The sequence below is a fragment of the Siccirubricoccus deserti genome, from assembly GCF_014283215.1.
Taxonomy (GTDB): Bacteria; Pseudomonadota; Alphaproteobacteria; order Acetobacterales; family Acetobacteraceae; genus Siccirubricoccus; species Siccirubricoccus deserti.
Map to the genome: position 1 here is coordinate 45,498 of NZ_JACOMF010000025.1, position 24,581 is coordinate 70,078.

Consider the following 24,581-nt stretch of genomic DNA (forward strand, 5'->3'; position numbering starts at 1 on the left):
GCGTCATGCTTCACGCAGGGTCGCCGCGCGTCCCGGGTCGCGGTCCCGCATGCCCGGCCGCTTCCGTATGGAGTCCTGCCCTGTCCGGCACAACCCATCCACCGGCTGCTCATCGTCATGTGGCCGCACGCGGATGGCCGTGGAGCGGCGCAGATCCTCCTCGAACCAGGCGACCGTGCTTCGCAGCCCGGCCTCCAGCGGCACGCGCGGCGACCAGCCCAGCAGCCGCCGGGCAAGCGCGATGTCCGGCCGGCGTCGGCGCGGGTCATCCACCGGCAAGGGCCGCCGCACCACGGCGGAGCGCGAGCCGGTGATCATCCGCACCCGCTCCACCAGCTCCGCCACCTGAAGCTCGGCGGGGTTGCCGAGGTTGATGGCACCCGGTACCGGCGTGTCGAGCGCGGCCAGCCGCGCCAGCCCATCGACCAGGTCATCCACGTAGCAGAAGGACCGGGTCTGGCCGCCATCGCCATAGACCGTGATGTCCTTCCCCGCCAACGCCTGGGTGATGACATTCGAGACCACGCGACCATCATCGGCGCGCATGCGCGGGCCATAGGTATTGAAGATGCGCGCGACGCGCACGTCGACCCGACCGGCACGCAGGTAGTCGAAGCTCAGCGTCTCCGCCGCACGCTTGCCTTCGTCGTAGCATGCCCGCGGGCCGGTCGGATTGACATTGCCCCAATAGCTCTCGGTCTGCGGGTGCACCTCCGGATCGCCGTAGATCTCGCTGGTCGAGGCCAGCAGGAAGCGGGCCCCCGAAGCCTCGGCCAGCCGCAGCAGGTTGCGGGTGCCGAGCACGCAGGTGAGCAGCGTGTGCTCCGGGTCCGCCTGGTAATGCGGCGGCGAGGCGGCGCAGGCGAGGTTGATGACCGCATCGGGGCGCAGCGAGCCACCGGCCAGGCCTGCCGGCAAAGGCTCGGTGACGTCTGCCTCGATGAGCGCGAACCGGGGATCGCGTTCAAGGTGCCGCAGATTTTCCCGTCGGCCCGTGAGGAAGCTGTCGAGGCAGACGACCTGGCTGCCGTCACTCATGAGGACGTCGCACAAATGCGAGCCAAGGAATCCGGCCCCGCCGGCGACGACGATGGTCCTGCGCTTGCCGTTCCTCACGAGGATACCCTCTCCCTGGTAGGCACCGCGGCACGCCGCCGTGTCATGGCCTCGCGCAGATACGCTTCCAATTCGGCGGCCCGGTGCCCGGCGGTGTGCTCCGCCAGCACTCGATGCCGCGCCGCCGCCGCCAAGCGCCGCCACACCTCTTCCGGCATTCCACGCAGCGCGCCGAGCACCGCCTCCGGTCCATCCGCCAGCAGGATCTCCTCGCCGGGGACAAGCAGCGTCTCCAGCCCCTCCCAGGTATCGGAGATCACCGGCGTGCCACAGGCCGCGGCCTCGAACAGCCTCACACTCGGGCTCCAGCCGGTGCGGATCATATCGGCGCGGGTGACGTTCAGGGTAAAACGGCTGCTGGCATAGAAAGCGGCATGGTCGCCGGGTGGCACATGCTCCAGCCGATCCACATTGGACGGCCATGCGATGGCATCCGGGTATTGCGGGCCGGCCACCACGAAACGCAGATCGGGCGCTCGCCGCGCAGGTTCCAGCAGCAGGCGTTCCAACGTCGGCTGGCGGTCCGAGCTGTAAGTGCCGAGGTAACTGAGATCCCAACGATGCGGCAGGTCGAGCGGCCGGTACGCGGCCTCGTCCACAGAGCAGTACAGCACGCGCGCGTCGGGCGACCCGTAATGCCGCATCAGCTGGTCGAGCGCCGGCCCGCCAGCGAAGGACAGGTAGAGGTCGAAACCGCGAATCAACTCGGGCGAGAGGTATTCATGGTCGCCGCGTGCCAGCTTCGCCAGGGTTACCGGGGTATCGATGTCATAGAAGGCGGTCGTGCCCTGCGCGGTCTGCTGCAGCAGGCGGCCGACGGCCACACCCTCCGGCACGAAGGAGCCTAGGATCACCGCATCGGCACAGGCGATCTCCTCCCGCCAAAGCTGCAGCCCGTCCAGGTCACGGTAGAGTTCCAGCTGGCAGAAGCTGGGCTCCGGCAGGTCGCGATTCGCGGCATACCAGGGCATGTCGCGTTCCAGGAACAGCACGTCGTGTCCGCGCGCCGCGAAGGCCCGGAGCAACGCACGCCAGGTTGTCGCATGGCCGTTGCCCCAGGACGAGCTCAGGCTGAGACCCAGGACGGCAAGGCGGATCGGGGTCACGCGGCATTCCTCTCGCGTTTCCGGGTGGCTTCGGTGCGCAGCAACGCATCGACCTCGGCACCACGGCGGGAATAGGTGTGTTCCGACAGGATGCGCTGCCGCGCTGCCTCGCCGATTGCGCGCGCACGTTCCGGCGTCAGCGCGGCGACATGCGCCGCCACATCGGCGCCATCCCGCGCCACCAGCACCTCCCTGTCCTCCGTCAGGAAGAGTTCCAGGCCGACCCAGGCATCGGTGATCAGGCAAGCTCCGGCGCCCGCCGCCTCGAAGACCCGGGTGGCCGGGGAGTAGCCAACCGTCGCCATGCTGTCGCGCGCGACATTCAGCACCGCGAGCGGGGAGGCGTTGAAGGCGTTGTGCTCACGCGTGTAGACATGGCCGATGTGCTGGAGATTCGCCGGCATGGCCTTGGTCTCCCAACCGTTCCCGCCGATCAGGAAGCGTCGGTCCGACAACTGCGCAGCGGGGCGCAGGAAGAATTCCTCCACCCGGGCCTCGCGGTCCGGCAGCCGGTTTCCGAGGAAGGAGAGATCCGCCTCGAAGCGTGGATCCGGCGGCACCGGATGGTGCGTCCGGGGATCGAGCGCGTTGTAGATCGGCACGCAGCGCCGTGCGCCAAATCCCTCATAGGCCTCGACGACCGGCGGTCCGCCGCCATAGGTCAGCACCAGGTCGAGCCGCGGCAGGCAGCGCCGCAAGGGGTGGTCCGGGCCTGCCGCACGCATCTCCGCCAAGGTGGCCGGCGCGTCCACGTCCCAGAAAATCCGGATCGCGCCGGGCCGCGCCGCCGCCATCACCCCCTCCAGCAGCACGTCGTCGTAGACGCCGACGCCACTCGCCTTCACCACCACATCGGCCGCCGAAGCTTCACTGATCACCTGGCGCAGCGAGTCTGCGTCCGCCGGCCAGACGCGCACCTCGGCCCAATCCGGCGGCTCCATGTCGCGATGCTGCTGCCGGTCGAAGGCGTCCGGCTCGTAGAAGGTGATCTGATGGCCGCGCTGGGCAAGATCCGCAAGCAGGCCGCGGTAATAGGTCGCCGCCCCATTCCAGTAGGAGGAGAGTAGGCTCGAGCCATAGAAGGCAATCCTCATGCGGCGGTCTCCGATGCGAAGTGAATACCGCCGGGCGCGCCGATGATGCCAAGCAACGCTTCGGCGCGATGGGCGCAGCTATGGCGCGCGGCGATGGTGGCAAGGCCCTGCGCGGCGAGGCTCGCACGAAGCGCGGGATCATGACGCAGTGCCCGCAGATGGCGCGTCATCGCGGCTTCATCCGCCGCCACCAGATAGTCCTTCCCGGGTTGGAACAGTCCCTCCGCGTCGTTCCAGGGCGCGGAGACGAGAGGGATGCCGCAGGCCAGCGCCTCGAAGACCCGGATGGTCGGAATGCCGGGCAGCTGCTCCACGTAGAACCGGCGTGGCACATGCACCGTGGCGACATGACGCGCGAAGACCTCCGGTGCACACGCATTCGCCAGCCAGCCGTGATACCGCGCTCCATGCGCGGCGAGGCTGTGCAGCGCATCCTCCGGGTAGCGCACGCCATGGATATCGAGCGGCAGGCCGGCGGCCCGGGCAGGCCGCAGCAGGAAGCTCTCCAGTTCGGCGCTGCGTTCGCCGTCGCCCCAATTGCCGATCCAGACCAGCCCATCGCGCGGGACTGCATGTCGCGGCGGGTGGAACAGGCGGGTATCGGCCGCCTCATGCCAGACATGGACACGCCGGCCCCACCCCCAGCGCCGGTAGACCGCGGCCAGCGCCTCGCCGAAGGCGAGCACGCCGTCATAGCCATCAAGGTCGAAGGTCCGGATCGCGTCGGGATCGCTGACCGCGCGGTGATGCGTGTCGTGGAACAGCAGCGTGAAACGCGCGCCCTGACGCCGGGCCCGGCCCAGCGCCGCGACCAGCCAAGGTTCGTTCCACTCATGCACGACCACCGCCTCGGCGCCATCGAGGGCCGGGGCGATGTCCTCCTCCGTCGCATAGCGGGCGACACGCAGATCCGGGTAGGCGGCGCGATAGGCTTCCAGCCCGGCCTGTCCATGGTCTCGCAGCAAGTTCTCGAGGCTCCAGGACGATGCCGGCTCCAACGCCAGCACGTCATGGCCACGCAGCGACAATTCGCGCAGCACGCCGCGCAGGAAATGCGCATTGCCGTGGTTCCAGCAGGAGAGCAGCGAATGGGTGAAATAGATCAACCTCACGCCGCTTCCCCTCGCCGCATCGCTCCGTTCCGCCGCAGGAGCTCGCGGTGAATGTCCAGCATGCCCCTTGTCATGCTCTCCACCGCGTAGCGGCACGCCCGTTCCCTGGCAGCAGCGCAGAATTCGGCCCGACGTTCCCGGTCCTCCAGCAAGCCGCGAATTGCCTGGGTGAGAGCCGCCGTATCGTCGGGCGGGAAGAACAGCGCCGCGCCGCCCCAGAGCTCGCGGAAGCTGGGTATGTCGCTCAGCACCAGGGCGCAGCCGGCCTGTGCCGCTTCCAGCACCGCAAGGCCGAAGGGCTCGTAGTACGCAGCCGAGGCGAAGATCGGTCCGCGCGCGAGCACGCCTGCCATACCCTTTGCATCCAGCCGGCCGGCCAGCCGCAGGTGGCGGGCGTGCAGCCGCGCCCCGTTCGGTCCTTCAATCGGTCCCGCCGCCACCACGGGCACCGGCAGCCGAGCCGCCGCCTCGTCGAGCGCGGCCAGATTCTTGCCCTCGTCCCACAACCGTCCGGCTGTGAAGACGAAGCCTCCCAGCCACCCGGCGGGTGTGGCCGGCCGCTGCCGGCCGTTGTGGACGACGCGCGGCGGCACGGTCAGGCCATAGGCCTCTGCCGTCGCCGCGGCGAAGGCAGCGGTCGGCGCGACCAGCGCATCGCAGGCGGCGTAGCCATCCGCCACCAATGCGCTACGCCAGGCGAAATCCTGTGGCATGGGCGTACCGCGCAGGTGGCGCCACCAGGTGGCGACGCAGGAATGGCAGGCGCCGACGACCGGCACCGGAAAGCGGACACCGGCCGCCAGAGCCGGGCTGTTCAGCTGCACGAGCTCCACCGCCTCGCGCGCAGCGATCGCGGCGATCGCCCGACCGGCTGCGACAACCTCGCCAGGCCGCTCCGCCAGCCAGTCAAGCGGCAGGCCGAGAGACCGCAGCACCAGGCTGGGCACGGCAGATGCCTCGGCCAACTGCGCCGCATCGGGCGACGGGCCAAGTACAACAAGCAAGGTCTCCACGCCCTCGGCACCAAGCCCGCGGGCGAGGTCCAGCGCATGGGTCCAGACGCCACCGACGGCATCCGCCGTCATCAGGATCCGTCGCGGCCCGAGGTTGCTCACCGGCAGCACGCCGCTTCCAGCGCTGCGAGAGGCTGCGGGCGCTCCTCCTGAATGTCGCTGAAGGCGGTGAACTGCGCCAGGTAATGCGCATGCGCGCGTTCCCAGGCCTGGTCGTCCGGCGGACCGAACAGCCGCAGGTAGTCTGGCGAACTGGGATAGGGGTAGAGCGGCACCGGGTCGTTCGCCCAGACGCCGCCGCGCTGCAGCCTCTCGCGCCAGGCCGCGACCATCGCCGTGTCGTCACCCTCGGTCCGGATCAGATTGGCCTGCACAAAAGGCACGGACCGGCGGGCGTACAACAGGCGCTCTGCCAGATCGTCCGTCGACATGCGGCAGTTCTTGTCAAGGGCGGCGCGGCCTTCCTCCGTCAGGCTTTCGACACCGGCCTCGATCGAGACGCAACCGGCGGCGCCGAGCAGGTCCAGCATCTCCGGCTTCCACAGGTCGATGCGCGTCTGGACGCCGAATTGCAGGCCGCGCCCGACCAGCGCTTCCAGCAGCGGGCGCTGCGGCAGGAAGATCTCGTCGATGAAGTAGAGGTAGACGACGCCCTGGGCACGCAGCCCGTCGATCTCCTCAAGCAGAATGGCAAGGTCGCGGCGGCGGTACTTGTCGCGGAAGTCGAGCTTGGCGCAGAAGCTGCAAGTGTAGGGACAGCCACGCGAGGCCTCGACCTCGGCGCCCGGCACATCGGGCCGGGCCTCGAACCGGTGGTGATGGTGGCGATGGCGTGCTACCCAGGCTTCCGGCCAGTGCAATGCCGGCAGATGGGTAAAGGCGCTGGCATGCGGCGCACCGGTGACGCGCAGCGTCTCGCCGTCCCGATAGGCAATGGAGGGCACACGGGAAAGGTCCTCGCAATCCGCCAGAAGCGCGACGATCTCCTCGCATTCGCCACGCACCACGGCATCCGCACCCAGCTTTCGGAGCGCGGTCAGCGGTGTCGCGGAGCCATGCGGTCCGACAGCGACGGTGCGGCCACCGCGGCGGCCGAGCGCCGCTAGGAACTCCTGCGGCACCCGCAACTCCGGCTGGGCACAGCGCCAGAACAGATAGCTCGGCGCCGTGGCGACGACGGTCATTGCAGGCGCGAAATCCACAACCGCTGCGGCGACATCCGCCATGGGCTGGCCGCAGAGATGCCCATCGAGCATCAGCACGTCATGCCCCGCCGCTTCCAGCAGCGCGCGGCTGTAGCCGAGTTCCAGCGGCAGATGTGGCTCGCGGCAGCCGAAGTAGATGCTGCCGGTGAAGCTCCAAGGTGGGTTGACGAGCGCGACCCTCACCGCATCGCCTCCGCCGGCACGCCCGCCCCGTGCACCTCGCGCAGCCAGTCGGCCAGGACCGCGATCCCGCGACGCCATGGCAGCGCAGGCCGAAGGCCGAGCTCGCGTGCCGCGCGGCGCGTGTCAGAGACATACCAACGCTGGTCGCCGGCGCGCCAATCGGCATGGTCGCGATGGATCTGGCGGCCGGTGATCTCCTCGATGCAGCCGAGCACCTGGCGCAGGCTCACGGCGTTGGCCGGTCCGCCGCCGAGGTTGAATGCCTGGCCGGAAATGGCGCCGATCCGTTGCCAGGCCGCACAATAGGCCTCGACTGCGTCGTCCACGAACAGCACGTCCCGCACCTGCCTGCCGTCACCGTAGATGCTGATCGGCTCGCCACGCAGTGCGCGGATCAGGAAATGCGCGACCCAACCCTGGTCCTCCGTGCCCATCTGGCGTGGACCGTAGATGCAGGACATGCGGAAGACGGCGGTGGGCACCCCGTAGCTGCGTGCCCAGTCCAGCACATACTGGTCCGCCGCCCCCTTCGAACAGCCATAAGGCGTGTGGAAGTCGAGCGGCCGGTCCTCCGCGATCCCATGCGCGCGGATGGCAGGATCGCGTGGCGCATAGGCACCATCGCTCAGACCCAAGCCGATATCGCCGAGGTCGCCATACACCTTGTTGGTGCTGGCGAAGATCACCGGCATCCGCGTGTCGGCGCGCCGCACCGCATCCAGCACCAGAAAGGTGCCCAGCAGGTTGGTCTCGAAATCCTCGCGCGGGTCCGTCAGGCTGGTGGTGACGGCGACCTGCGCCGCGAGGTGGAAGACCGCCTGCGCCTCGCCCACCGCGGCGGCCAGCGCCGAACCGTCGCGGATATCCGCAACGGCGGCCGAGATGCGCCGCGGGTGACGCTGCCGGAGCCAGGCGAGGTTGCTCTCCACCCCCGGCCGCAGCAGCGCATCATAGACCAGCACGTCATGCCCTTCGCGGGCCAGCCGGTCGGCCAGGTTCGCACCGATGAAGCCGGCGCCACCGGTCACCAAAACCGGGCGCCGGCCGAGCACCGCAGGCGCGTTCATGCCACCAGCCCTCGCGCCTCGAGTTCGCGGCGGGCCTCCTGCACCCGATCCTCGGCCTGCTGCCGCGCCACCCATTCGGCAAGTTCGGCCAACCCTTCGGTGAAGTCGCGGCGCGCCGTATAACCAAGCACCTGCTGCGCCAGGCTGATGTCCGGGATGCAGTGGCGGATATCGCCGGCGCGGGCCTTGCCGGTGATCTCGGGCGCGATGCCCGGCCGGCCCATCGCCTGGGCCAGCATCGCGGCGACCGCCTGAACCGTCCGGTCTTCCCCGCTGGCAATGTTGAACACGCCGCCCGCCGCGCGCGGGTGGTCGAGCGCCAGCACGAAGGCTTGCGCGACATCCTCCACATGGACGAAGTCACGGCGCTGCAGCCCATCCTCGAAGATCATCGGGGCTTGGCCGTTGTGCAGGCGGGAGGCGAAGATCGCCAGCACGCCGGTATAGGGGTTGGACAGCGCCTGGCCCGGGCCATAGGCATTCCACAGACGCAACGCCACGCCTTCCATGCCATAGGCCGGGGCGAGGGTCAGCGTCAGCCGCTCCTGCGTGTATTTGGTGATGGCATAGACCGAAGCGAGTGCGGGCTGCTTCCATTCCGGGGTCGGCGCGGGCCGAAGCGGCCGACCCTGGCGGTCCACCGGATCCCAGCCGGTGGCGGCACCGATCCGTGGCAGCCGGACCGCATCCTGCACCAGCACGCCATCGGCGTCCCGGTAGAGGCCTTCGCCATAGATGCTCATCGAAGAGGCGATAACGACCCGCTGCACGGGCCGGTCGATCAGTTGTTGGAACAGCACCGCAGTGCCCAGGTCATTCACCGAGACGTAGCGGTCCACCGCATACATGCTCTGGCCAACGCCGACCTCAGCCGCCAGGTGCACCACCTTGTCGACGCCATCGAGCGCGCTGCGCACCACCGCTTCGTCGCGGACATCGCCGATGCACAGCTCGGCCTCGGCATCCAGACCGGCCGGCGGCCTGCCACCGGCGTGGACCTGTTCGATCAGACTGTCGAGGATGCGGACACTGTGCCCGCGCCGCAGCAGCGCATGGGCGAGATGGCGACCGATGAAGCCGGCACCGCCGGTGATAAGTATCCTTTCCCCCACTCTGCCAGCCTCCGATGCTGCACTACCCCAATGGGGCGAAAGACGGCGCCGCCTGCACCGGCGGACCCCTGACGGCGAGACCAGTGCAACGCGAGCGACCGTGGAACGCTGCGTAGCGGGTTGTGGACGACCTTCGGCCTCGTCACGTTCCGGTGTCCCGTCGATGAGCGTGCGCATCGAGCGGAACGCAGGCGGGGCCGGTGCGATTCTAGGAGGCACCGCCCGGCGCGAGACAATCCGCATGCGCCTGCGGCAGCCGGATGGAGGCATGCCCTTGAGTTCCAGATCGCTGCGCGTGGGATTGATCGGCATCGGTAATTGCGCGTCGTCCTTCGTGCAGGGCCTCACCTTCTACCGGGATGCCCATGCCGGCGAGCCGGTACCGGGATTGATGCATGCCGAGATCGGCGGCTACCACGTCGCCGACATCGAGGTCAGCGCAGCCTTCGACGTCGCCGCCACGAAGGTAGGCAGGGACGTTTCGGAGGCGATCCTGGCACCGCCGAACAACACGCAGCGCTTCGCCGCCGTGGCCCCTACCGGGGTTGTCGTCGAGCGCGGTGCGACACTCGACGGGATCGGTCAGTATCTGAGCGGCGAGATCGAGGAATCCGACCGGCCCTTGGCCGATGTCGCCGGAACGCTGCGCCGGAGCCGTACGGATGTGCTGGTGTCCTACCTCCCGGTCGGGTCCCAGCGTGCAACCGAATGGTACGCCGAGCAGGCGCTGGCGGCCGGTTGCGCCTTCGTCAATTGCATTCCGGTGTTCATCGCCTCCGACCCTGGCTGGCAGAGGCGCTTCACAGAGCGAGGCCTGCCGCTGGTCGGTGACGACATCAAAAGTCAGGTCGGCGCCACCATCGTGCACCGCATGCTGGCAAACCTGTTCCGCGAGCGTGGCGTGAGGCTCGACCGCACCTACCAGCTCAATTTCGGCGGCAACACGGATTTCCTCAATATGCTGGAGCGTGAACGGCTGGAGAGCAAGAAGCTGTCGAAGACGAGGGCCGTGACCAGCCAGCTTGATGTCGCGCCGACGGCGCGTGACGTGCATGTCGGGCCCAGCGACTTCGTGCCGTGGCTGGATGACCGGAAATTCGCCTACATCCGCCTGGAAGGCACCGCCTTCGGCGGCGTGCCACTGAATGTCGAGCTGAAGATGGAGGTCTGGGATTCGCCAAACTCGGCAGGAATCGTGATCGACGCCGTGCGATGTGCCAAGCTGGCATTGGATCGCCGGATCAGCGGCACGCTGGAGGGACCTTCCAGCTATTTCATGAAATCGCCGCCACGGCAGTTCACCGATGCCGAGGCGCGGGAGCGAACCCTTCGCTTCATTGCCGGCGAGGCATGAGGCGCGGCGCGTGGCGACGACGCTCTTCCTGGTACGGCATGCCGTGCACGGCCTGGTGGACCAGGTGCTGTGCGGCCGGACGGCCGGGGTGCATCTGGGTGAGGCGGGCCGGCACCAGGCGGCACAGCTCGCATGGCGGCTGGGGCAGGCCAGGCTTGCCGCGATCTACAGCAGCCCGCTGGAGCGTGCGCAGGAGACGGCGGCCATTGTGGCCGCCAACGCCAGGCTCGATCCGGTGATCGAGGATGCGCTGACCGAAATCGACTTCGGCGCCTGGAACGGCCGCCGCTTCGACTCGCTTCGGGATGACCCGGATTGGCGGCGCTGGAATACCGAGCGCGGCACGGCGCGACCGCCAGGCGGCGAATCAATGGGTGAAGTGCAGGCGCGCACCATGCGCTGGGCCGAGAGCGCAAGCGACCGCCACCCGGACGGCGCCATCGCCGCCGTGAGCCATGGCGATGTCATCAAGGCCATGGTCGCCGCGGTCCTCGGTCTTCCGCTCGACCATTACGGACGGTTCGAGATCGGCCCCGCTTCCCTGACCACCATCATGCTTTGGCGCGGCGGCGCCAGCCTGTTGCGGATGAACGAGGCCGTTGCATGACACTGTGTTCCGAATCAGCATCCCGGTTGTCATCGGAGGAGATCCGGCGCCGCGCAGCCGCACTCGGCCCCTGGTTCCACAACCTCGATCTGAACGGGGTCTGGACCGCGCCGGAGCATTTTCTCGGTGACTATCCGGCGGTCAAATGGCGTCGCTTCGCCCAGGCGATTCCGGCGGATCTGAGCGGGCGCAGCGTGCTCGACATCGGCTGCAATGGAGGCTTTTACTCGATCGAGATGAAGCGCCGCGGCGCCGCCCGGGTGCTCGGCATCGATTCCGACGAGGCCTACCTGGCGCAGGCGCGGTTCGCGGCGGATGTGACCGGCCAGGCAATCGAGTTTCGCCGCCTTTCCGTCTATGATATTGCCGCACTGGGAGAACGGTTCGATATCGTTCTGTTCATGGGGGTGCTCTATCATTTGCGGCACCCAATGCTGGCACTTGACCTCATCCACGAACATGCCGCGCGGGATCTGCTGATCTTCCAGTCCATGCAGCGCGGCGCCGCCGAACTCGAGCCGGTGCGAGAGGATTACGATTTCGAGGAAACCAAGCCCTTCGACCGTCCCGGCTGGCCCAAGCTGCATTTCATCGAACAACGCTATGCCCATGACCAGACCAACTGGTGGGTGCCGAACCGGGCCTGCGCTGAGGCCATGCTGCGTAGTGCCGGCTTCGAGATCAGCGCCCATCCTGAGGAGGAAGTGTATATCTGCCGGCGCGTCGCAGCCCCCGAAGGGGCCGGCGCCGTCTATCCGATGCGGGGGCCGAGCGCATGATCGAAGCGGTGATGCTCTGGAACGAACCGAACAACAAGTCGCACTGGGACCCTGAGCTCGATCCGGATTGGCAGCTGTTCGGAGACATGGCGATCTGCGCCGGCCAGGCGATCCGTGCGGTGCATCCTACGCTGCCGCGCGTGCTCGGCGGCATCTCCCCGATCGATCCGGCCTTCATCCGCAAGATGGGTGAGCGCGGCGTGCTGGACCATGTGGATGTCATCGCCGTCCATGGCTTTCCGCTCGATTGGAATCTTTGGCAGATTCATGAGTGGCCGGCCAAGATTGCGGAGATCCGGGCCGTGACCGGGCTGCCAGTCTGGGTCTCGGAGGTTGGCGTTTCCTCCTTCGGGGCAGAGGAAGTGCAGCATTGGGGACTGCAGCGCACCGCCGAGTTGCTGGTAGGCCAGGTGCCGCGCATCCAATGGTACAGCCTCTATGACCTGCCCCGTGCCTGGGAGGCAACGACCCGGCACCGGGAAGCCGAGGGCTCTTCCTACTACCGCCATTTCTACATGGGGCTGCTGCGGGAGGACGGGACGCCGAAGCCGTCGCTTGAGGAATTCGCCCGGCACACGCCGGCGATCGGGCTCTGCCAATGGTTCCATTACGAGGACCACAGGCTTGACGAGGCGGTAGCCTGGATGAAGCGGCTGGGCGTGCGCTACCTCCGCACCGGCCTGTCATGGGCTGACAGCTTCCGCCCCAATGCCCTGGCTTGGTTCGATCGGCAGATGGAGGCGTTGTGTGACTTCGACGTGACTGTGACCTTCTGCTTCACCCCGGAGCATCGTGGCATCGCGCCCCACCACACCAGCCCGCCGCTGGTGAAGGAAGAATTCGCCGAATTCTGTGCTGCCATGGTGCGCCGCTACGCGCTCGGCTGAAGGTGAGGCGAGGCAAAGGCTGCGGCGCCGCTACCCGGTAGGCCTGCACCGGCGGAGGCCCTCCGCGTCGAGGATGACGCGTTGCTGAGCGGTACCTTTACCGCCACGCTGGTCGGCGGGAATGGCTCGGTCGGCTGGTTCTGCGCACCGCGCTTCGACGGTGGCGCGTGCTTCGCCGCACTCCCAAGTGGACCCGAGAACGGCTACTGGCGAATCGCCCCTGCTGCCGAGATCCGGGCGGTGCCGCGTCGTTACCGGGACGACACGCCAATCGTGACCATGATGGCCCGATCCTTCCCAAGCTGGCGCAGGATGTCGCGCCGGATCGGCCGGACCAGTTGTGGGTGGCCGGCCTGACCTCCTTTGTCACCCCGGACGGCTTCGCCGGCGTGGCGGTGAGGCGCCCCGTGCAGATCGAGGATCACCACGCCTGGCGCCTGTCAAAGCGCCTGAACCTGGCCTGGACCCAGGGCTCCGATCCAGGCTGCAACTTACTGCACCGCAACATCGCCTCGCAGACTGAACGCCGCCGCTGACGAAAGCTGTCACCCGCTTCCTCGGCCGGCTTCAGTCCTTCCGACCCGGCGGGCTGGCCAGCGGCGCGAAGGCCTCGGTCGCCACGTCGCGGCCGAACTGGCCGTGGTCCTCCGGCAGTTGGGGCGGTGCCGCCTCCCGGCCCGTTGCCGGGCGGTGGCGTTCCTCGCCGGTCGGTTTGCGGGTTTCCGGTAGGGCGCCGGGGATGAAGCTGCCGTCATCGACCGGCGCCGGGGCGGTGGTCGGCATCCCGTCCCAGGGCGTGCCGCGCAGCAGGTCGAGCGGCAGCGCCCGCTCTGCCGGGCAGGAACACACTGCGCTGCGGTCGGCCAGCAGGTTCGGCATCGTTACCTGGTCGCAATGCGGGCACTGGACGGCGTCCAGCCGAAGCTGCTGAGGTTCGGCACTTTCCTCTGGCTGGGCCATCAGCCAGGACGGTCCTTGACCGCATCAGGGTTGGACCCTGCGTCCTCCTCAAGATCCTCAACGATCTCCTTTAGCGCACCGGGGTCAAGACGCTTTGCCTGGCGGATATGGCGGTCGGCTGCCCTTTCCCGCCCGTGGGCAAGGTCGTCCAAGGCCTGCTCGCCAAGGTCGCGGGCAGCCTCATGCGCATCGTCAGGGCGTTTCGGGTCGTTCGGCATGGCGACGGTCTTCCCTGCTGGATGGCAGGTTCAACCGCCACGGCGCCCCCGGGTTGCGGTGCGGAGGCGCAGTCGGCGGGCGCTCAGTTGAGCTGCGACAGATCCTCGCCGAGCACCACGATCTGGATGGCGTAGGAGACCTCGCCATCCTCCACGTCGCGATGGACGGTGCCCACGAACTCGCTGCCGACGAACATCTCAACCGAGGCATTCCGGCGCTGCGGGGTGGAAAGCTTGATCCGTTCATTGCCCAGCAGGCGGCGGAGATGTGCCTGGACCGCGGCGAGTTCGGCAGGGGTCATGGTCGGGGGTCCCGGTCTTGGAAACGCCGGTCCCTTACAGCCGGGGCGAGGCCGCCGCTACCCCTCCCCCGCCTCCTCGGGCGTAAGCAGGCGCAGCGAGAGCGCGTGCAGCCCACCGCCGAACTCCGCCGCCAGCACCGCATGCACGGCGCGGGAGCGGGTCAGGCGGGACTGACCGGCAAAAGCCGGGCTGACCACCTGCACGCTGTAGTGGGTCTCCCCTTCCGGCCGGGCGCCGGCATGGCCAGCATGGCGGTAGCTGTCGTCCTGCACGATGATGCGGGCAGGCGGGAAGGCGGCTTCGAGAGCGGTCCGGATGCGTTCGGCGCGGGTTGGCATGCCACGTTTTCAGGGCTTTCGGCATGCCGCGCAAGGGCGCCGCCCAGGGTACCGAAGACGTTCCGAGACCTCGTCCTTGGCTTGCGTGCCCGCGGTGGCACGCCCATAACTGGAGGATGCCCCCCCGACGCGGCAAACGCCCCGAGCCGGCCGACCCGGACCACCCGCTGCGACCCTGCGATGCGCCAGGCTGCACCGCCGCTGGCGAGTTCCGCGCCCCGAAGTCGCGCAGCACCCTGAACGACTACCTCTGGTTCTGCCTGCCCCACGTCCGGGAATATAATTCCGCCTGGGACTACTACAAAGGCATGGGCCCGAACGAGATCGAGGCCAATCTCCGCCACGACACCGCCTGGCAGCGGCCGACCTGGCCGCTCGGTCGGCTCGGCGGCAATCGGCGATTCGACCCGGAGTATCTGCGCGACCCGCTCGGGCTGCTCTACGGCACGCCACTGCACGCCAACCGGCGGGCTGAGCCGAAGCAGCCGGAGGTGCCGGCCGAACTGCGCGCCGCGCTTGACGTTCTCGGCCTCGAATGGCCGGTGGAGCAGCCGGCGCTGCGGGCCCGCTATAAGGAGTTGGCCAAGCGCTATCACCCCGACGCCAATGGCGGCGACCGCAGCGCCGAGGACCGGTTGAAGGACGTCAACCGGGCCTACAGCCTGCTCCGCCAACGGCTCGGCACCGGCCGCGGCGTGACGCAACCCGCCGAGGCGGCAGCGCCCTGAGCGGCGCCCCTGCTTTGGTTTTCCGGCCGATTTGGGAAATCTCCCATGGCCGGGTAGCCTCCTGCCGAAGCCTGCCGTAGAGTCCCCCAAGAGAAATTGAGCGGATGCCGATGACCAAGGTCGCCACACTCGCCGAAATCCGTCCCACCTCGGCGATCGATACCCCCGACATCACGGTGAATGCGCGGGAGGTCTTCGGGATCGACATCGATCTCGAGATCCCGGCCTTCTCCACCCGCACGGAGCACGTGCCGGAGGTGGACACCGCCTATCGCTTCGACCGCGAGACCACGCTGGCGATCCTTGCCGGCTTCGCCCGCAACCGCCGGGTGATGGTCCAGGGCTATCACGGGACCGGCAAGTCGACCCATATCGAGCAGGTGGCGGCGCGGCTCAACTGGCCCTGCATCCGGGTCAACCTCGACAGCCACATCAGCCGCATTGACCTGATCGGCAAGGATGCGATCGTCCTGAAGGACGGCAAGCAGGTGACCGAGTTCCGCGAAGGCATCCTGCCCTGGGCGCTGCAGCACCCCTGCGCGCTGGTGTTCGACGAGTACGACGCCGGCCGCCCGGACGTGATGTTCGTGATCCAGCGGGTGCTGGAGGTCGAGGGCAAGCTGACCCTGCTCGACCAGAACCGGGTGATCCGGCCGCACCCCTATTTCCGCCTGTTCTCCACCGCCAACACGGTGGGCCTGGGCGACACCACCGGCCTCTATCACGGCACCCAGCAGATCAACCAAGGTCAGATGGACCGCTGGAACATCGTCGCCACGCTGAACTACCTGCCGCATGCGCAGGAGACCGGCATCGTGCTGGCCAAGCTTGGGGTCGAGGGCGATGCCAAGATGAAGAAGCAGGTTGAGGCGATGGTGGCGCTGGCCGACCTGACCCGCGCCGGCTTCATCGCCGGCGACATCAGCACCGTCATGTCGCCGCGCACCGTCATCACCTGGGCCGAGAACGCCAAGATCTTCGGCGATGTCGGCTTCGCCTTCCGCCTCACCTTCCTCAACAAATGCGACGAGGCGGAGCGCAGCACGGTGGCGGAATACTACCAGCGCTGCTTCAACGAGGACCTGCCCGGCGGCAGTTCCCTGAAGAAGGCCGGCTGACGCCCCCTCCGCCTCGTGCCTGCGGCCGTCCCGATGACGCAGGCGCGAAGCGCCGAGGAGCGTAGTCTGAAGCCGGCCGGAGCGGAGCGGAGGCCACACCAATGAGCGGCAAGCAGGACCTGACCCGTCAGGAAGAGTTCAAGCGCGCCACCGCCGGCACGCTGCGCGCCATCGCGCATGCGAATTCGGAGGTGCAGGTGGCCTTCCAGCCCGGCCCCGGCGGCGTCGCCGGCAAGCGGGTGCGGCTGCCGCTGCCGACCCGGGCATTGCCGCCGGCCGAGATGGCCCGGCTGCGTGGCGCCGCCGATGCCGCGGCGCTCCGCCTTCGCCACCATTCGGAAGCCGTCCACGCCGCCCGCCTGCCGTCCCGGCGCGAGGCCAAGGACGTCTATGACGCGCTGGAGGATGTGCGAGTCGAGGCGGTCGGCAGCAAGCACATGGCCGGCGTCGCCGCCAATCTCCGCGCCCGGCTCGCCGACCAGTGCGAGACCGAGGGCTATGACCGGATGACCCGGAAGGACCAGCTGCCGCTGCCCGCGGCGCTGTCCCTGCTGGCCCGCGAACGCATCTCCGGCGAGCCTGCGCCGGAAGTCGCCCGGCGAGTGCTCGACCTGTGGCGCGACACGCTGGGCGATGGGGCCGAGCAGGCGCTGGCCGAGATGGCCAATGCGACCGACGATCAGGACGCCTTCGCCCGCGCCTCCCGCAAGCTGCTCGCCGCCCTCGATCTGGCCGAGGCCGAGGTTGAAAGCGAGTCGGAGGAGCAGGAGGACGGCGAGGACAACGGCGAGCAATCCTCCCAGCAGGACCAGTCCGGCGAGGGCGAGGCCCAGTCGCAGGACCAGGAGAGCATGCTCGGCGCCCAGCCGGAGACGATGCAGGGCGAGGCCGCCGAGGAGGAAGCCCAGGAATCGGAGGAGGAAGGCGCCGCCGCCGAGGGCGACGACAAGCCCGGCGGCCCGCAGCAGCGGCGCGAGGTGGTGCAGACCGACGACGCCAGCCGCTACCACCCTTTCACGACCCAATTCGACGAGATCGTCGAGGCCGACGACCTCTGCGATGCGGATGAGCTCGGCCGGCTGCGCCAGCAGCTCGACCAGCAGCTCTCCCATTTGCAGGGCGTGGTCTCGAAGCTGGCCAACCGGTTGCAGCGCCGGCTGCTGGCGCAGCAGCAGCGGGCCTGGGAATTCGACTTGGAGGAAGGCCAGCTGGATGCGGCGCGGCTCGCCCGCATCGTCGCCAACCCAATGCTCTCGCTGTCCTACAAGCGGGAGCGGGAGGCGGATTTCCGCGATACCGTCGTCTCCCTGCTGATCGACAATTCCGGCTCGATGCGCGGCCGGCCGATCACCGTGGCCGCCATGTGCAGCGACATCCTGGCCCGCACCCTGGAGCGCTGCGCGGTGAAGACCGAGATCCTCGGCTTCACCACCCGCGCCTGGAAGGGCGGGCAGGCGCGCGAGAAGTGGGTGCACGACGGCAAGCCGCGCAACCCTGGCCGGCTGAACGACCTGCGGCACGTGGTCTACAAGGCGGCCGACGCCCCCTGGCGCCGCGCCCGCAAGAACCTCGGCCTGATGCTCCGCGAGGGGCTGCTGAAGGAGAACATCGATGGCGAGGCGCTGGAGTGGGCCTATAAGCGCCTGCGCAGCCGGCCGGAGCACCGCCGCATCCTGATGGTGATCTCGGATGGCGCGCCGGTCGACGACAGCACGCTCTCGGTCAATCCCGGCAATTATCTGGAACGTCACCTGCGCAAGGTGATCGCCGAAATCGAGGGTCGCGGTGACGTGGAACTGATTGCCATCGGCATCGGTCATGATGTTACGCGCTACTATCGGCGCGCCGTGACCATCGTGGACGCCGAGGAGCTTGGCGGCACCATGATGAAGAAGCTGGCGGAGCTGTTCGACGAGGATGCGGCGGAGGCCTGGCAGCGGGCCGCGACCGAGCGTTCCGCCCTGGTCGCGTAGCGCGGCGTCCACGCGCCGTGGCGCCTGCAACCGGCCCTGCCGAGCCGTCTTCGCGAGCAGATTGCGCCGCCGGGGTGTTTCCACCCCAGTGTTGTTTGCTCTAGGCCCGGTTCGTCATGTCGCTCCATCGGACCGGCCGCGCCCTGCGCCGCCGGTCTTTTCTATGCGCCGGCGCTGGGCTGCTCGGCACGGCCGCCTGCGCCGGTGCGAGTGGCGCCCCACCCGTTGCGGCCCGGCCGCTGGCCTTGGCTCCGCTGCCGCCCGGCAGCCGGCTGGAGCCGCTGGGCGGGCTGGTGCTGGACTCCACCGCCATCGGCTTCGGCGGGTTGTCGGCACTTCACCTGGATTCGGCGCTGCGCATCACCGCGGTCAGCGATCTCGCCCGCTGGATGACAGCGCGGCTGGTGCTGCGGGATGGCCGGCCGATGGCGCTGACGGAGTTGCGTACCGGCGTGCTGCGCGACGGTGCCGGCCGGCCGCTGCCGCGCGGCCATACCGGCGATTCGGAGAGCATGGCGCGGCTGCCGGACGGGAGTTGGCTGGTCGGCTTCGAACGCTGGCACCGCATCCGCGCCTATCGCAATCTCGACGCCCCCGGCACCTATGTGCAGATGCCGCCGGGGCTGGAATTGGCGCCGGCGAATGGCGGGCTGGAATCCCTCGCGGTGCTGGCGGATGGCCAATGGCTGGCGATTGCCGAGAGCAGCGCCGCCGCCCAGCCACAGGAGACGCGCCCCGCCTGGCTCGGCGGGCCGGATCATTGGCGGCCGCTGCGATACCAGCCGGCCGAGGGCTTCAGCCCGGCCGATGCGGCACCGCTGCCGGATGGCGGGGCACTGGTGCTGGAGCGCAGCTTCTCCCTGTTCGCTGGCTTCGGCAGCAGGCTGGTGCGCATCCCGGCGACGCAGCTGCGCGACCCGGTGCAGGGCGCAGTGCTGGTAGGGGAGGAGCTGCTACGCCTCGGCAGCCCCCTGCCGGCGGATAATTTCGAAGGGGTCAGCGCCGCCCGGGTCGGCGACCAGACCCTGGTCATGCTGGTCTCGGACGACAACCAGAACCCGCTGCAGCGCGGGCTGCTGCTGCTGTTTGTATTGGCGGACCATTGAACTCTCTCCGATGATCCCTCCCGACCGGCGCTTCGGCGCTTGCTCCACGGCAGGGCCACGGAAGGTCATCAAGCGGCGCCCGACCTTGATCAGCTCCGTTCAGCGGCGGACAGGCCCAGCCAATCCAGCGCCCCGCGTCCGGCTGCCATGCCAGTGGCGAAGCAGCCTTGCAGCAGGTAGCCGCCGGTCGGCGCCTCCCAATCCAGCATCTCGCCGCAGGCGAAGACTCCAGGCCGGTCCCGCAACATGAGCCGCCCATCCACCGCATCCCAGCCGAGCCCGCCGGCGGTGGAGATGGCACGGGCGAGCGGCGCCGGGGCGGTCAGCCGTAGCGGCAGCGCCTTGACCAGCGCCGAGAGCGGCGCGGCGGCGCCGGCGTGCAGCGCCTCCTGCACCAGGCCGATCGCCACCGGCGGCAGGCCGGCGCGGCGCAGATGGTTGGCAAGGGACTGCCCGCCGCGCGGCCCGTCCAGCCGGCGCGCCAGCGTGGCCGCCGGCACATCCGGCCGCAGGTCGATGCTTGCGGTCACCGGTCCCTGCGTGGCGATCGCCTCCCGCAGCGCGGCCGAGAGGGCGTAGACCGCGCCGCCCTCGATCCCGGCCTCGGTCACCACTGCCTCGCCACGCTGGGTCACTCCCCCGAAGGAGAGCGCAATGCGCTTCAGCGGCGTGCCGGCGAAGCGGCTGCGGAACACCGGAGACCAAGTGATGGCGAAGCCGCAATTGGCAGGCCGCAGCGGCACCATTCCCGGCAGCAGCCCGGCCCATCCCCCGTCCGAGCCGAGCCGCGGCCAGGACGCGCCGCCGAGCGCCAGCACCACCGCCGCCGGCCGCGACGCCACCGGCCCCTCTGGCGCAGCGAAGGTGAGGGCGCCAGCCGCATCCCATCCTGCCCAGTGATGCCGCAACCGCAGTGCCACCCCCTGCCCCGCCAGCCGCCCAAGCCAGGCACGCAGCAGCGGCGAAGCCTTCAGCGCGCGGGGGAAGACCCGGCCGCTGCTGCCGATGAAGGTCTCCTGCTTCAGCGCCTCCGCCCAGGCGACCAGGGCCGCCGGCGGGAAGGCATGGAGCATCGGCGCCATCCGGTCCCGGGCCGGGCCGTAGCGGTCGAGAAACGCTTCCAGCGGCTCGCTATGGGTCAGGTTCAGCCCACCGCGGCCAGCCATGAGCAGCTTGCGGCCGGGGCTTGGCATACGGTCATGGACCGTGACCGCGGCACCGCCCGTCGCCAGCACCTCGGCCGCCATCAGCCCCGCCGGGCCGGCACCGATCACCGCGACCTCCGGTCGCTCCTGACTTTCCTGCATGCCGGGGCTTCTATCCCCTCGACGGACGGTGGTGAACCCGCCGCCTCACTGGCCGTTATGGAGCGCGACCGAAAGGACGGAGATCAGTCATGGCCGACGGATATTTTTCCAGCCTCCGCTCGCGCGCCGAGGATGTGCGCGATACCGCCGAGGATTACGGCCGCCGCGCCCGCAAAACGGCCCATAGCCGGGGCGAGGATGCCCGCAGCGAGCTCTCGCGGCTGTGGGGCGAGCTTGAAGATCTGGTCGAGCGCCGGCTTGGCCCGGCTGCCTCGGACGCGGCGCGTTCAGCCGGCGGCTATGCGCGTGAGGGCCGTGACATGGCGCTGGATGTCGCCGACCAGCTCCGCCATGCAACCCGCTCCCGCCCGCTGGTGGCGATCGGCATTGCGGTGGCGGCGACCTGGGTCATCAGCAGCATGCTGCGCGGCAGGCGCTAATCCAGAATGAGTCCGGCCGCCTGGACCACGCCGGTCCAGCGGCCGATCTCGCTGCGGAGGTAGGTGGCGAATTCCTCGGCCGGCATCGGCATCGGCACCGATGCTCAGGAGCCTCGTCTGCACCTCCGGCAGCGCCAGTACCTCGCGGGTCAGCGCATTGACCCGCGCCACCACGGGCGCCGGCGTGCCGGCCGGGGCGAAGAGCCCGACCCAGATGCCCATCTCGAAAACCGGCAGCGTCTCGGCCAGGGCCGGGACCTCGGGCAGCGCCGTTGCCCCGGCCAGGATCTGCCGTCGCCGCCATGCCATGATGTGTTGCCCCCACCGGCCCTGCCAGCCATGGCAGCATGGCGGCCCCGCCTCGGCCAGGGCTTTCGCGCCGGACGGTTTACCTGGGGCGTCCTACGCCCAAGATAGGCAACGCGATGAACCAGATTCTCCCCCCCGTCCTGTTCTTCCCCCCGAAGCGCCCGGCCCCGCCGCCCGAACGGGTGCTGAAGGTGGTCTCGCCCTTCGAACCGAACGGCGACCAGCCCGCCGCCATCCGCGACCTGGTGGCGGGGCTGCAGGCGAATGAGCGGGACCAGGTGCTGCTCGGCGTAACTGGCAGCGGCAAGACCTTCACCGTGGCCAAGGTGATCGAGGCGATGCAGCGGCCAACGCTGATCCTGGCCCCCAACAAGACGCTGGCAGCGCAGCTCTACGGGGAGATGAAGAGCTTCTTCCCGGAAAATGCGGTGGAATACTTTGTCAGCTACTACGATTACTACCAGCCTGAAGCCTATGTTCCGCGCACCGACACCTACATCGAAAAAGACGCGCAGATCAACGAGCAGATCGACCGCATGCGGCACTCCGCGACACAGTCTCTGCTTGAACGCAACGATGTGGTGATCGTCGCCTCCGTCTCCTGCATCTACGGCATCGGCTCGGTCGAGACCTACAGCCGCATGGTCGTAAAGCTGGAACGCGGCGGACGGCTGGACCGCGACGTGCTGGTGAAGGGGTTGGTCGAGCAGCAGTACCGCCGCAACGACAGCTTCTTCGCCCGCGGCACCTTCCGCATCCGCGGCGAGACGGTGGACATCTGGCCCTCCCACCTTGAGGACCGCGCCTGGCGCGTCAGCCTGTTCGGCGACGAGGTCGAGGCGATCCGCGAATTCGACCCGCTGACTGGCGAGATCACCGCCGAGATGGAAAAGGTTTCCATCTACGCCAACAGCCACTACGTCACGCCGCGGCCGACCCTCCAGCAGGCGATCGTCTCGATCAAGGCGGAGCTGAAGGAAAGACTGGCGGAGCTGGAGGCGGCGGGCCGGCTGCTGGAAGCCCAGCGGCTGCAGCAGCGCACCCAGTTCGACATCGAGATGCTGGAGACGACGGGAAGCTGCAAGGGGATCGAGAACTACTCCCGCTATCTCACCGGCCGCGCGCCGGGCGAGCCGCCGCCGACGCTCTTCGAATACCTGCCGGAGAACGCGCTGCTGGTGGTGGACGAAAGCCATGTCACCATCGGCCAGCTCGGCGGCATGTACCGGGGCGACTTCGCGCGGAAGAGCATCCTCGACGAATTTGGCTTCCGCCTGCCCTCCTGCAAGGACAACCGGCCGCTGAAGTTCGAGGAATGGGAGGCCTATCGGCCGAACACCGTCTTTGTCAGCGCGACACCCGGGCCGTGGGAGCTGGAGCGGACCGGCGGCAGCTTCGCCGAGCAGGTGATCCGCCCGACCGGGTTGATCGACCCGGTGACCGAGGTGCGCCCGGTGGAAGGCCAGGTGGACGACCTGCTGGCCGAATGCCGCGACCAGGTGAAGAAGGGCGGCCGCGTCCTCGTCACCACGCTGACCAAGCGCATGGCCGAGGACCTGACCGAGTACATGACCGAGACCGGCATCAAGGTCCGCTACCTGCATTCCGACGTCGATACGCTGGAACGCATCGAGATCATCCGCGACCTGCGCCGCGGCGTCTTCGACGTGCTGGTCGGCATCAACCTGCTGCGCGAGGGGCTCGACATCCCGGAATGCACGTTGGTCGCCATCCTCGACGCCGACAAGGAAGGCTTCCTGCGCAGCGCCACCAGCCTGATCCAGACCATCGGCCGCGCCGCACGCAACGCCGAGGGCCGGGTGGTGCTCTATGCCGACCGGATGACCGACAGCCTGCGTAAGGCGCTGGAGGAGACCGAGCGCCGCCGCACCAAGCAGATGGCCTGGAACGCCGAGCACGGCATCACGCCGCAGACCATCAAGCGGCAGATCGCCGATGTCATGCAATCCGTCTACGAACAGGATTACGTGACCGTGGAGGCGGTGGAGGGCGACGCCACCGCGCAGTTCATCGGCAAGAACCTGCGCGCCAGCATCGCCGAGCTGGAGAAGCGCATGCGCGCCGCCGCCGCCGATCTGGAATTCGAGGAGGCGGCGCGGCTGCGCGACGAGATCAAGCGCATGGAGGCGCTGGACCTCGGGCTGGAGCCGAATCTGGCTGGCCGCTCGCTGCAGGAGGCGACGCCGCGCGCTGCCGGCACGAAGGGCCCGGCCAGGTCGAAGCAGGATTGGAAGCCGAAGCCGCTCGGGCCCGGTGGTGGCGGCTATGATCCGGAGAAGAAGCGGGGCCGCCGCAGGGGCTGATCAAGAAGCGGATTGCGCCCTGGGATGAACGCAATCCGCAGTATGAACGTGATTGAGGCTGGCCTTGTCAGCTCAGGCTGGGTTCTCCGCCAGACCTTCCTCCTCCGCCATGGCCGCTGCCACGGTGGGGGAGATATAGCCCTCCTGGCTCTGCAGGATGAGCAATATGCCCACCACCATAAGCGAGATCGCTGTGACATCGCCAAAGTGGCTGACGGTGTTCTTCTCGACGGGGATCAGCCAGGCGACAAAGGCAATGAGCGAGAACACAGCGATCCAAAGCCAGCGATGCGCGTGGATGTGCGAGAGGATGCCAGATATCATCGAAGCCTTCCAGTTTGTGGACTGGTCAGGCTTCGCACAGGCCGCAGCACTGCTCTACCCGGGTTTACCTACTGTTTCCCGCTGTTACGCAGCGTCACACGGAAGGCGCATCGCGTGCCTCCATTAGCAGACTGGTCAGCGCCCGCATCGCCGCCGCTACCTCCCAGTTGGACACCTCCAGAACCCCCTCGCCCTGATGCCGTTCGGCTGATTCACTGACACGGATTGGCGCGGGGGTGGCGATGGTTCGGCAGCCAGGGTTCTTTGAGGTGGAGGAGCGGCTGCGGGAATTGTCGGCCAAGGGCGATGACCTCGAGCGAATTGCCGAACTGGTGGATTTCGCCATGTTCCGCGCTGAACTGGAGCAGGCAGTGCCGCGCGCCGACGGCACAAGGGGCGGCCGGCCTGCCTTCGGTCACGTGCTGATGTTCAGGATCCTGCTGCTGCAGGCGATGCACGGGTTGTCGGACGAGCGCTGCGAGTACCTGATCAAGGATC

Annotated in this window: 26 protein-coding genes and 2 pseudogenes; 13 read left to right on the top strand and 15 right to left on the bottom strand. The window is 68.6% G+C overall.

The features are described 5' to 3' along the window. Positions 1-3 precede the first annotated feature (3 nt). The 8 genes from H7965_RS18125 to H7965_RS18160 are packed head-to-tail and all read right to left on the bottom strand — an operon-like array spanning position 4 to position 9,008. Positions 4-1,116, bottom strand: coding sequence for a UDP-glucuronic acid decarboxylase family protein (locus H7965_RS18125; RefSeq protein WP_186771993.1), 1,113 nt, complete (start codon positions 1,114-1,116; stop codon positions 4-6). Beyond that, positions 1,113-2,222 (bottom strand): CgeB family protein, encoded by a 1,110-nt coding sequence (locus H7965_RS18130; RefSeq protein WP_229682652.1) that lies wholly within the window; start codon positions 2,220-2,222, stop codon positions 1,113-1,115. Before H7965_RS18130 ends, H7965_RS18125 begins: the two co-directional genes overlap by 4 nt. Then, positions 2,219-3,316, bottom strand: coding sequence for a CgeB family protein (locus H7965_RS18135; RefSeq protein ID WP_186771994.1), 1,098 nt, complete (start codon positions 3,314-3,316; stop codon positions 2,219-2,221). Before H7965_RS18135 ends, H7965_RS18130 begins: the two co-directional genes overlap by 4 nt. Then, on the bottom strand, positions 3,313-4,428 hold the full coding sequence (locus H7965_RS18140) for a CgeB family protein (protein ID WP_186771995.1): 1,116 nt from the start codon (positions 4,426-4,428) through the stop codon (positions 3,313-3,315). The genes H7965_RS18135 and H7965_RS18140 overlap by 4 nt, the downstream gene beginning before the upstream one ends. Then, complete coding sequence (locus H7965_RS18145; RefSeq protein WP_229682651.1) at positions 4,425-5,552, bottom strand: glycosyltransferase family 4 protein; 1,128 nt, start codon at positions 5,550-5,552, stop codon at positions 4,425-4,427. The genes H7965_RS18140 and H7965_RS18145 overlap by 4 nt, the downstream gene beginning before the upstream one ends. Further along, positions 5,540-6,829, bottom strand: a complete 1,290-nt coding sequence (locus H7965_RS18150) for a TIGR04295 family B12-binding domain-containing radical SAM protein (RefSeq protein ID WP_186771996.1) — start codon at positions 6,827-6,829, stop codon at positions 5,540-5,542. The genes H7965_RS18145 and H7965_RS18150 overlap by 13 nt, the downstream gene beginning before the upstream one ends. Next, positions 6,826-7,896, bottom strand: a complete 1,071-nt coding sequence (locus H7965_RS18155) for an SDR family NAD(P)-dependent oxidoreductase (RefSeq protein ID WP_186771997.1) — start codon at positions 7,894-7,896, stop codon at positions 6,826-6,828. Before H7965_RS18155 ends, H7965_RS18150 begins: the two co-directional genes overlap by 4 nt. Further along, positions 7,893-9,008, bottom strand: coding sequence for an NAD-dependent epimerase/dehydratase family protein (locus H7965_RS18160; protein WP_186771998.1), 1,116 nt, complete (start codon positions 9,006-9,008; stop codon positions 7,893-7,895). Before H7965_RS18160 ends, H7965_RS18155 begins: the two co-directional genes overlap by 4 nt. A gap of 163 nt (positions 9,009-9,171) precedes the next feature. Between H7965_RS18160 and H7965_RS18165 the strand changes: the two genes are divergently transcribed. From H7965_RS18165 to H7965_RS18185, 6 genes and pseudogenes are all read left to right on the top strand, one after another. Next, positions 9,172-10,362 carry an inositol-3-phosphate synthase gene (locus H7965_RS18165; protein ID WP_315898700.1) on the top strand — a complete coding sequence of 397 codons (1,191 nt, stop codon included), beginning with the start codon at positions 9,172-9,174 and terminating at the stop codon, positions 10,360-10,362. A gap of 10 nt (positions 10,363-10,372) precedes the next feature. Further along, positions 10,373-10,969 (top strand): histidine phosphatase family protein, encoded by a 597-nt coding sequence (locus H7965_RS18170; protein WP_186771999.1) that lies wholly within the window; start codon positions 10,373-10,375, stop codon positions 10,967-10,969. Between the two features lie 26 nt (positions 10,970-10,995). Continuing rightward, positions 10,996-11,748: a TIGR04290 family methyltransferase gene (locus H7965_RS18175; RefSeq protein WP_229682650.1), complete on the top strand. Its 753-nt coding sequence runs from the start codon at positions 10,996-10,998 to the stop codon at positions 11,746-11,748. Then, positions 11,745-12,635 (top strand): glycoside hydrolase 5 family protein, encoded by an 891-nt coding sequence (locus H7965_RS18180; RefSeq protein ID WP_186772000.1) that lies wholly within the window; start codon positions 11,745-11,747, stop codon positions 12,633-12,635. Before H7965_RS18175 ends, H7965_RS18180 begins: the two co-directional genes overlap by 4 nt. A gap of 66 nt (positions 12,636-12,701) precedes the next feature. Beyond that, a pseudogene (locus tag H7965_RS32010) lies at positions 12,702-12,992 on the top strand (trehalase-like domain-containing protein); the annotation flags it as partial. After that, positions 12,980-13,171: a hypothetical protein gene (locus tag H7965_RS18185; RefSeq protein WP_186772001.1), complete on the top strand. Its 192-nt coding sequence runs from the start codon at positions 12,980-12,982 to the stop codon at positions 13,169-13,171. The pseudogene H7965_RS32010 and the gene H7965_RS18185, both read left to right, overlap by 13 nt. 31 nt (positions 13,172-13,202) lie before the next feature. On the opposite strand, the gene H7965_RS18190 is transcribed toward H7965_RS18185, so the two are convergent. The 4 genes from H7965_RS18190 to H7965_RS18205 all read right to left on the bottom strand — a co-directional run bounded on the left by H7965_RS18190 (position 13,203) and on the right by H7965_RS18205 (position 14,454). After that, positions 13,203-13,595 (bottom strand): hypothetical protein, encoded by a 393-nt coding sequence (locus H7965_RS18190; protein WP_186772002.1) that lies wholly within the window; start codon positions 13,593-13,595, stop codon positions 13,203-13,205. Further along, the gene (locus H7965_RS18195) at positions 13,595-13,813 is read right to left on the bottom strand and encodes a hypothetical protein (RefSeq protein ID WP_186772003.1); all 219 of its coding nucleotides are present in this window, start codon (positions 13,811-13,813) and stop codon (positions 13,595-13,597) included. The genes H7965_RS18190 and H7965_RS18195 overlap by 1 nt, the downstream gene beginning before the upstream one ends. An 83-nt stretch (positions 13,814-13,896) precedes the next feature. Next, positions 13,897-14,115, bottom strand: coding sequence for a DUF3126 family protein (locus H7965_RS18200; RefSeq protein WP_186772004.1), 219 nt, complete (start codon positions 14,113-14,115; stop codon positions 13,897-13,899). Positions 14,116-14,172: 57 nt separating this feature from the next. After that, positions 14,173-14,454, bottom strand: coding sequence for a BolA family protein (locus tag H7965_RS18205; protein WP_186772005.1), 282 nt, complete (start codon positions 14,452-14,454; stop codon positions 14,173-14,175). A gap of 116 nt (positions 14,455-14,570) precedes the next feature. On the opposite strand from H7965_RS18205, the gene H7965_RS18210 reads away from it, so the two are divergent. From H7965_RS18210 to H7965_RS18225, 4 genes are all read left to right on the top strand, one after another. Beyond that, positions 14,571-15,182, top strand: a complete 612-nt coding sequence (locus H7965_RS18210) for a J domain-containing protein (protein WP_186772006.1) — start codon at positions 14,571-14,573, stop codon at positions 15,180-15,182. 110 nt (positions 15,183-15,292) lie between these two features. After that, on the top strand, positions 15,293-16,300 hold the full coding sequence (gene cobS, locus H7965_RS18215; RefSeq protein WP_186772007.1) for a cobaltochelatase subunit CobS: 1,008 nt from the start codon (positions 15,293-15,295) through the stop codon (positions 16,298-16,300). Positions 16,301-16,401: 101 nt separating this feature from the next. Next, positions 16,402-18,273 carry a cobaltochelatase subunit CobT gene (gene cobT, locus H7965_RS18220; protein WP_186772008.1) on the top strand — a complete coding sequence of 624 codons (1,872 nt, stop codon included), beginning with the start codon at positions 16,402-16,404 and terminating at the stop codon, positions 18,271-18,273. 116 nt (positions 18,274-18,389) lie between these two features. Continuing rightward, the gene (locus tag H7965_RS18225; protein ID WP_186772009.1) at positions 18,390-19,379 is read left to right on the top strand and encodes an esterase-like activity of phytase family protein; all 990 of its coding nucleotides are present in this window, start codon (positions 18,390-18,392) and stop codon (positions 19,377-19,379) included. 89 nt (positions 19,380-19,468) lie between these two features. Here H7965_RS18225 and H7965_RS18230 read toward each other — a convergent pair whose 3' ends face one another. Beyond that, positions 19,469-20,686: a BaiN/RdsA family NAD(P)/FAD-dependent oxidoreductase gene (locus H7965_RS18230; protein WP_186772010.1), complete on the bottom strand. Its 1,218-nt coding sequence runs from the start codon at positions 20,684-20,686 to the stop codon at positions 19,469-19,471. A gap of 89 nt (positions 20,687-20,775) precedes the next feature. Between H7965_RS18230 and H7965_RS31060 the strand changes: the two genes are divergently transcribed. After that, the gene (locus H7965_RS31060; protein WP_229682656.1) at positions 20,776-21,126 is read left to right on the top strand and encodes a hypothetical protein; all 351 of its coding nucleotides are present in this window, start codon (positions 20,776-20,778) and stop codon (positions 21,124-21,126) included. A 150-nt stretch (positions 21,127-21,276) separates the two neighbouring features. Here the strand turns inward: H7965_RS31060 and H7965_RS31775 are convergent. Beyond that, a pseudogene (locus H7965_RS31775) lies at positions 21,277-21,435 on the bottom strand (tripartite tricarboxylate transporter substrate-binding protein); the annotation flags it as partial. Between the two features lie 116 nt (positions 21,436-21,551). On the opposite strand from H7965_RS31775, the gene uvrB reads away from it, so the two are divergent. After that, on the top strand, positions 21,552-23,759 hold the full coding sequence (uvrB, locus tag H7965_RS18240) for an excinuclease ABC subunit UvrB (protein WP_186772012.1): 2,208 nt from the start codon (positions 21,552-21,554) through the stop codon (positions 23,757-23,759). A 72-nt stretch (positions 23,760-23,831) separates the two neighbouring features. Here uvrB and H7965_RS18245 read toward each other — a convergent pair whose 3' ends face one another. Beyond that, the gene (locus H7965_RS18245) at positions 23,832-24,083 is read right to left on the bottom strand and encodes a hypothetical protein (protein WP_186772013.1); all 252 of its coding nucleotides are present in this window, start codon (positions 24,081-24,083) and stop codon (positions 23,832-23,834) included. A gap of 242 nt (positions 24,084-24,325) precedes the next feature. Here H7965_RS18245 and H7965_RS18250 point away from each other — a divergent pair. Then, positions 24,326-24,581 (top strand): transposase (locus H7965_RS18250; RefSeq protein ID WP_186772014.1); only part of this gene is annotated, 256 nt, incomplete at its 3' end.

Coding starts and splice junctions, on each gene's coding strand:
- H7965_RS18135 (WP_186771994.1), bottom strand. CDS start 3,316: ATGAGGATTGCCTTCTATGGCTCGAGCCTACTCTCCTCCTACTGGAAT.
- H7965_RS18155 (WP_186771997.1), bottom strand. CDS start 7,896: ATGAACGCGCCTGCGGTGCTCGGCCGGCGCCCGGTTTTGGTGACCGGT.
- H7965_RS18165 (WP_315898700.1), top strand. CDS start 9,172: ATGAGCGTGCGCATCGAGCGGAACGCAGGCGGGGCCGGTGCGATTCTA.
- H7965_RS18180 (WP_186772000.1), top strand. CDS start 11,745: ATGATCGAAGCGGTGATGCTCTGGAACGAACCGAACAACAAGTCGCAC.
- H7965_RS18190 (WP_186772002.1), bottom strand. CDS start 13,595: ATGGCCCAGCCAGAGGAAAGTGCCGAACCTCAGCAGCTTCGGCTGGAC.
- H7965_RS18195 (WP_186772003.1), bottom strand. CDS start 13,813: ATGCCGAACGACCCGAAACGCCCTGACGATGCGCATGAGGCTGCCCGC.
- H7965_RS18200 (WP_186772004.1), bottom strand. CDS start 14,115: ATGACCCCTGCCGAACTCGCCGCGGTCCAGGCACATCTCCGCCGCCTG.
- H7965_RS18205 (WP_186772005.1), bottom strand. CDS start 14,454: ATGCCAACCCGCGCCGAACGCATCCGGACCGCTCTCGAAGCCGCCTTC.
- H7965_RS18210 (WP_186772006.1), top strand. CDS start 14,571: ATGCCCCCCCGACGCGGCAAACGCCCCGAGCCGGCCGACCCGGACCAC.
- cobS (WP_186772007.1), top strand. CDS start 15,293: ATGACCAAGGTCGCCACACTCGCCGAAATCCGTCCCACCTCGGCGATC.
- cobT (WP_186772008.1), top strand. CDS start 16,402: ATGAGCGGCAAGCAGGACCTGACCCGTCAGGAAGAGTTCAAGCGCGCC.
- H7965_RS18225 (WP_186772009.1), top strand. CDS start 18,390: ATGTCGCTCCATCGGACCGGCCGCGCCCTGCGCCGCCGGTCTTTTCTA.
- H7965_RS18230 (WP_186772010.1), bottom strand. CDS start 20,686: ATGCAGGAAAGTCAGGAGCGACCGGAGGTCGCGGTGATCGGTGCCGGC.
- H7965_RS31060 (WP_229682656.1), top strand. CDS start 20,776: ATGGCCGACGGATATTTTTCCAGCCTCCGCTCGCGCGCCGAGGATGTG.
- uvrB (WP_186772012.1), top strand. CDS start 21,552: ATGAACCAGATTCTCCCCCCCGTCCTGTTCTTCCCCCCGAAGCGCCCG.
- H7965_RS18245 (WP_186772013.1), bottom strand. CDS start 24,083: ATGATATCTGGCATCCTCTCGCACATCCACGCGCATCGCTGGCTTTGG.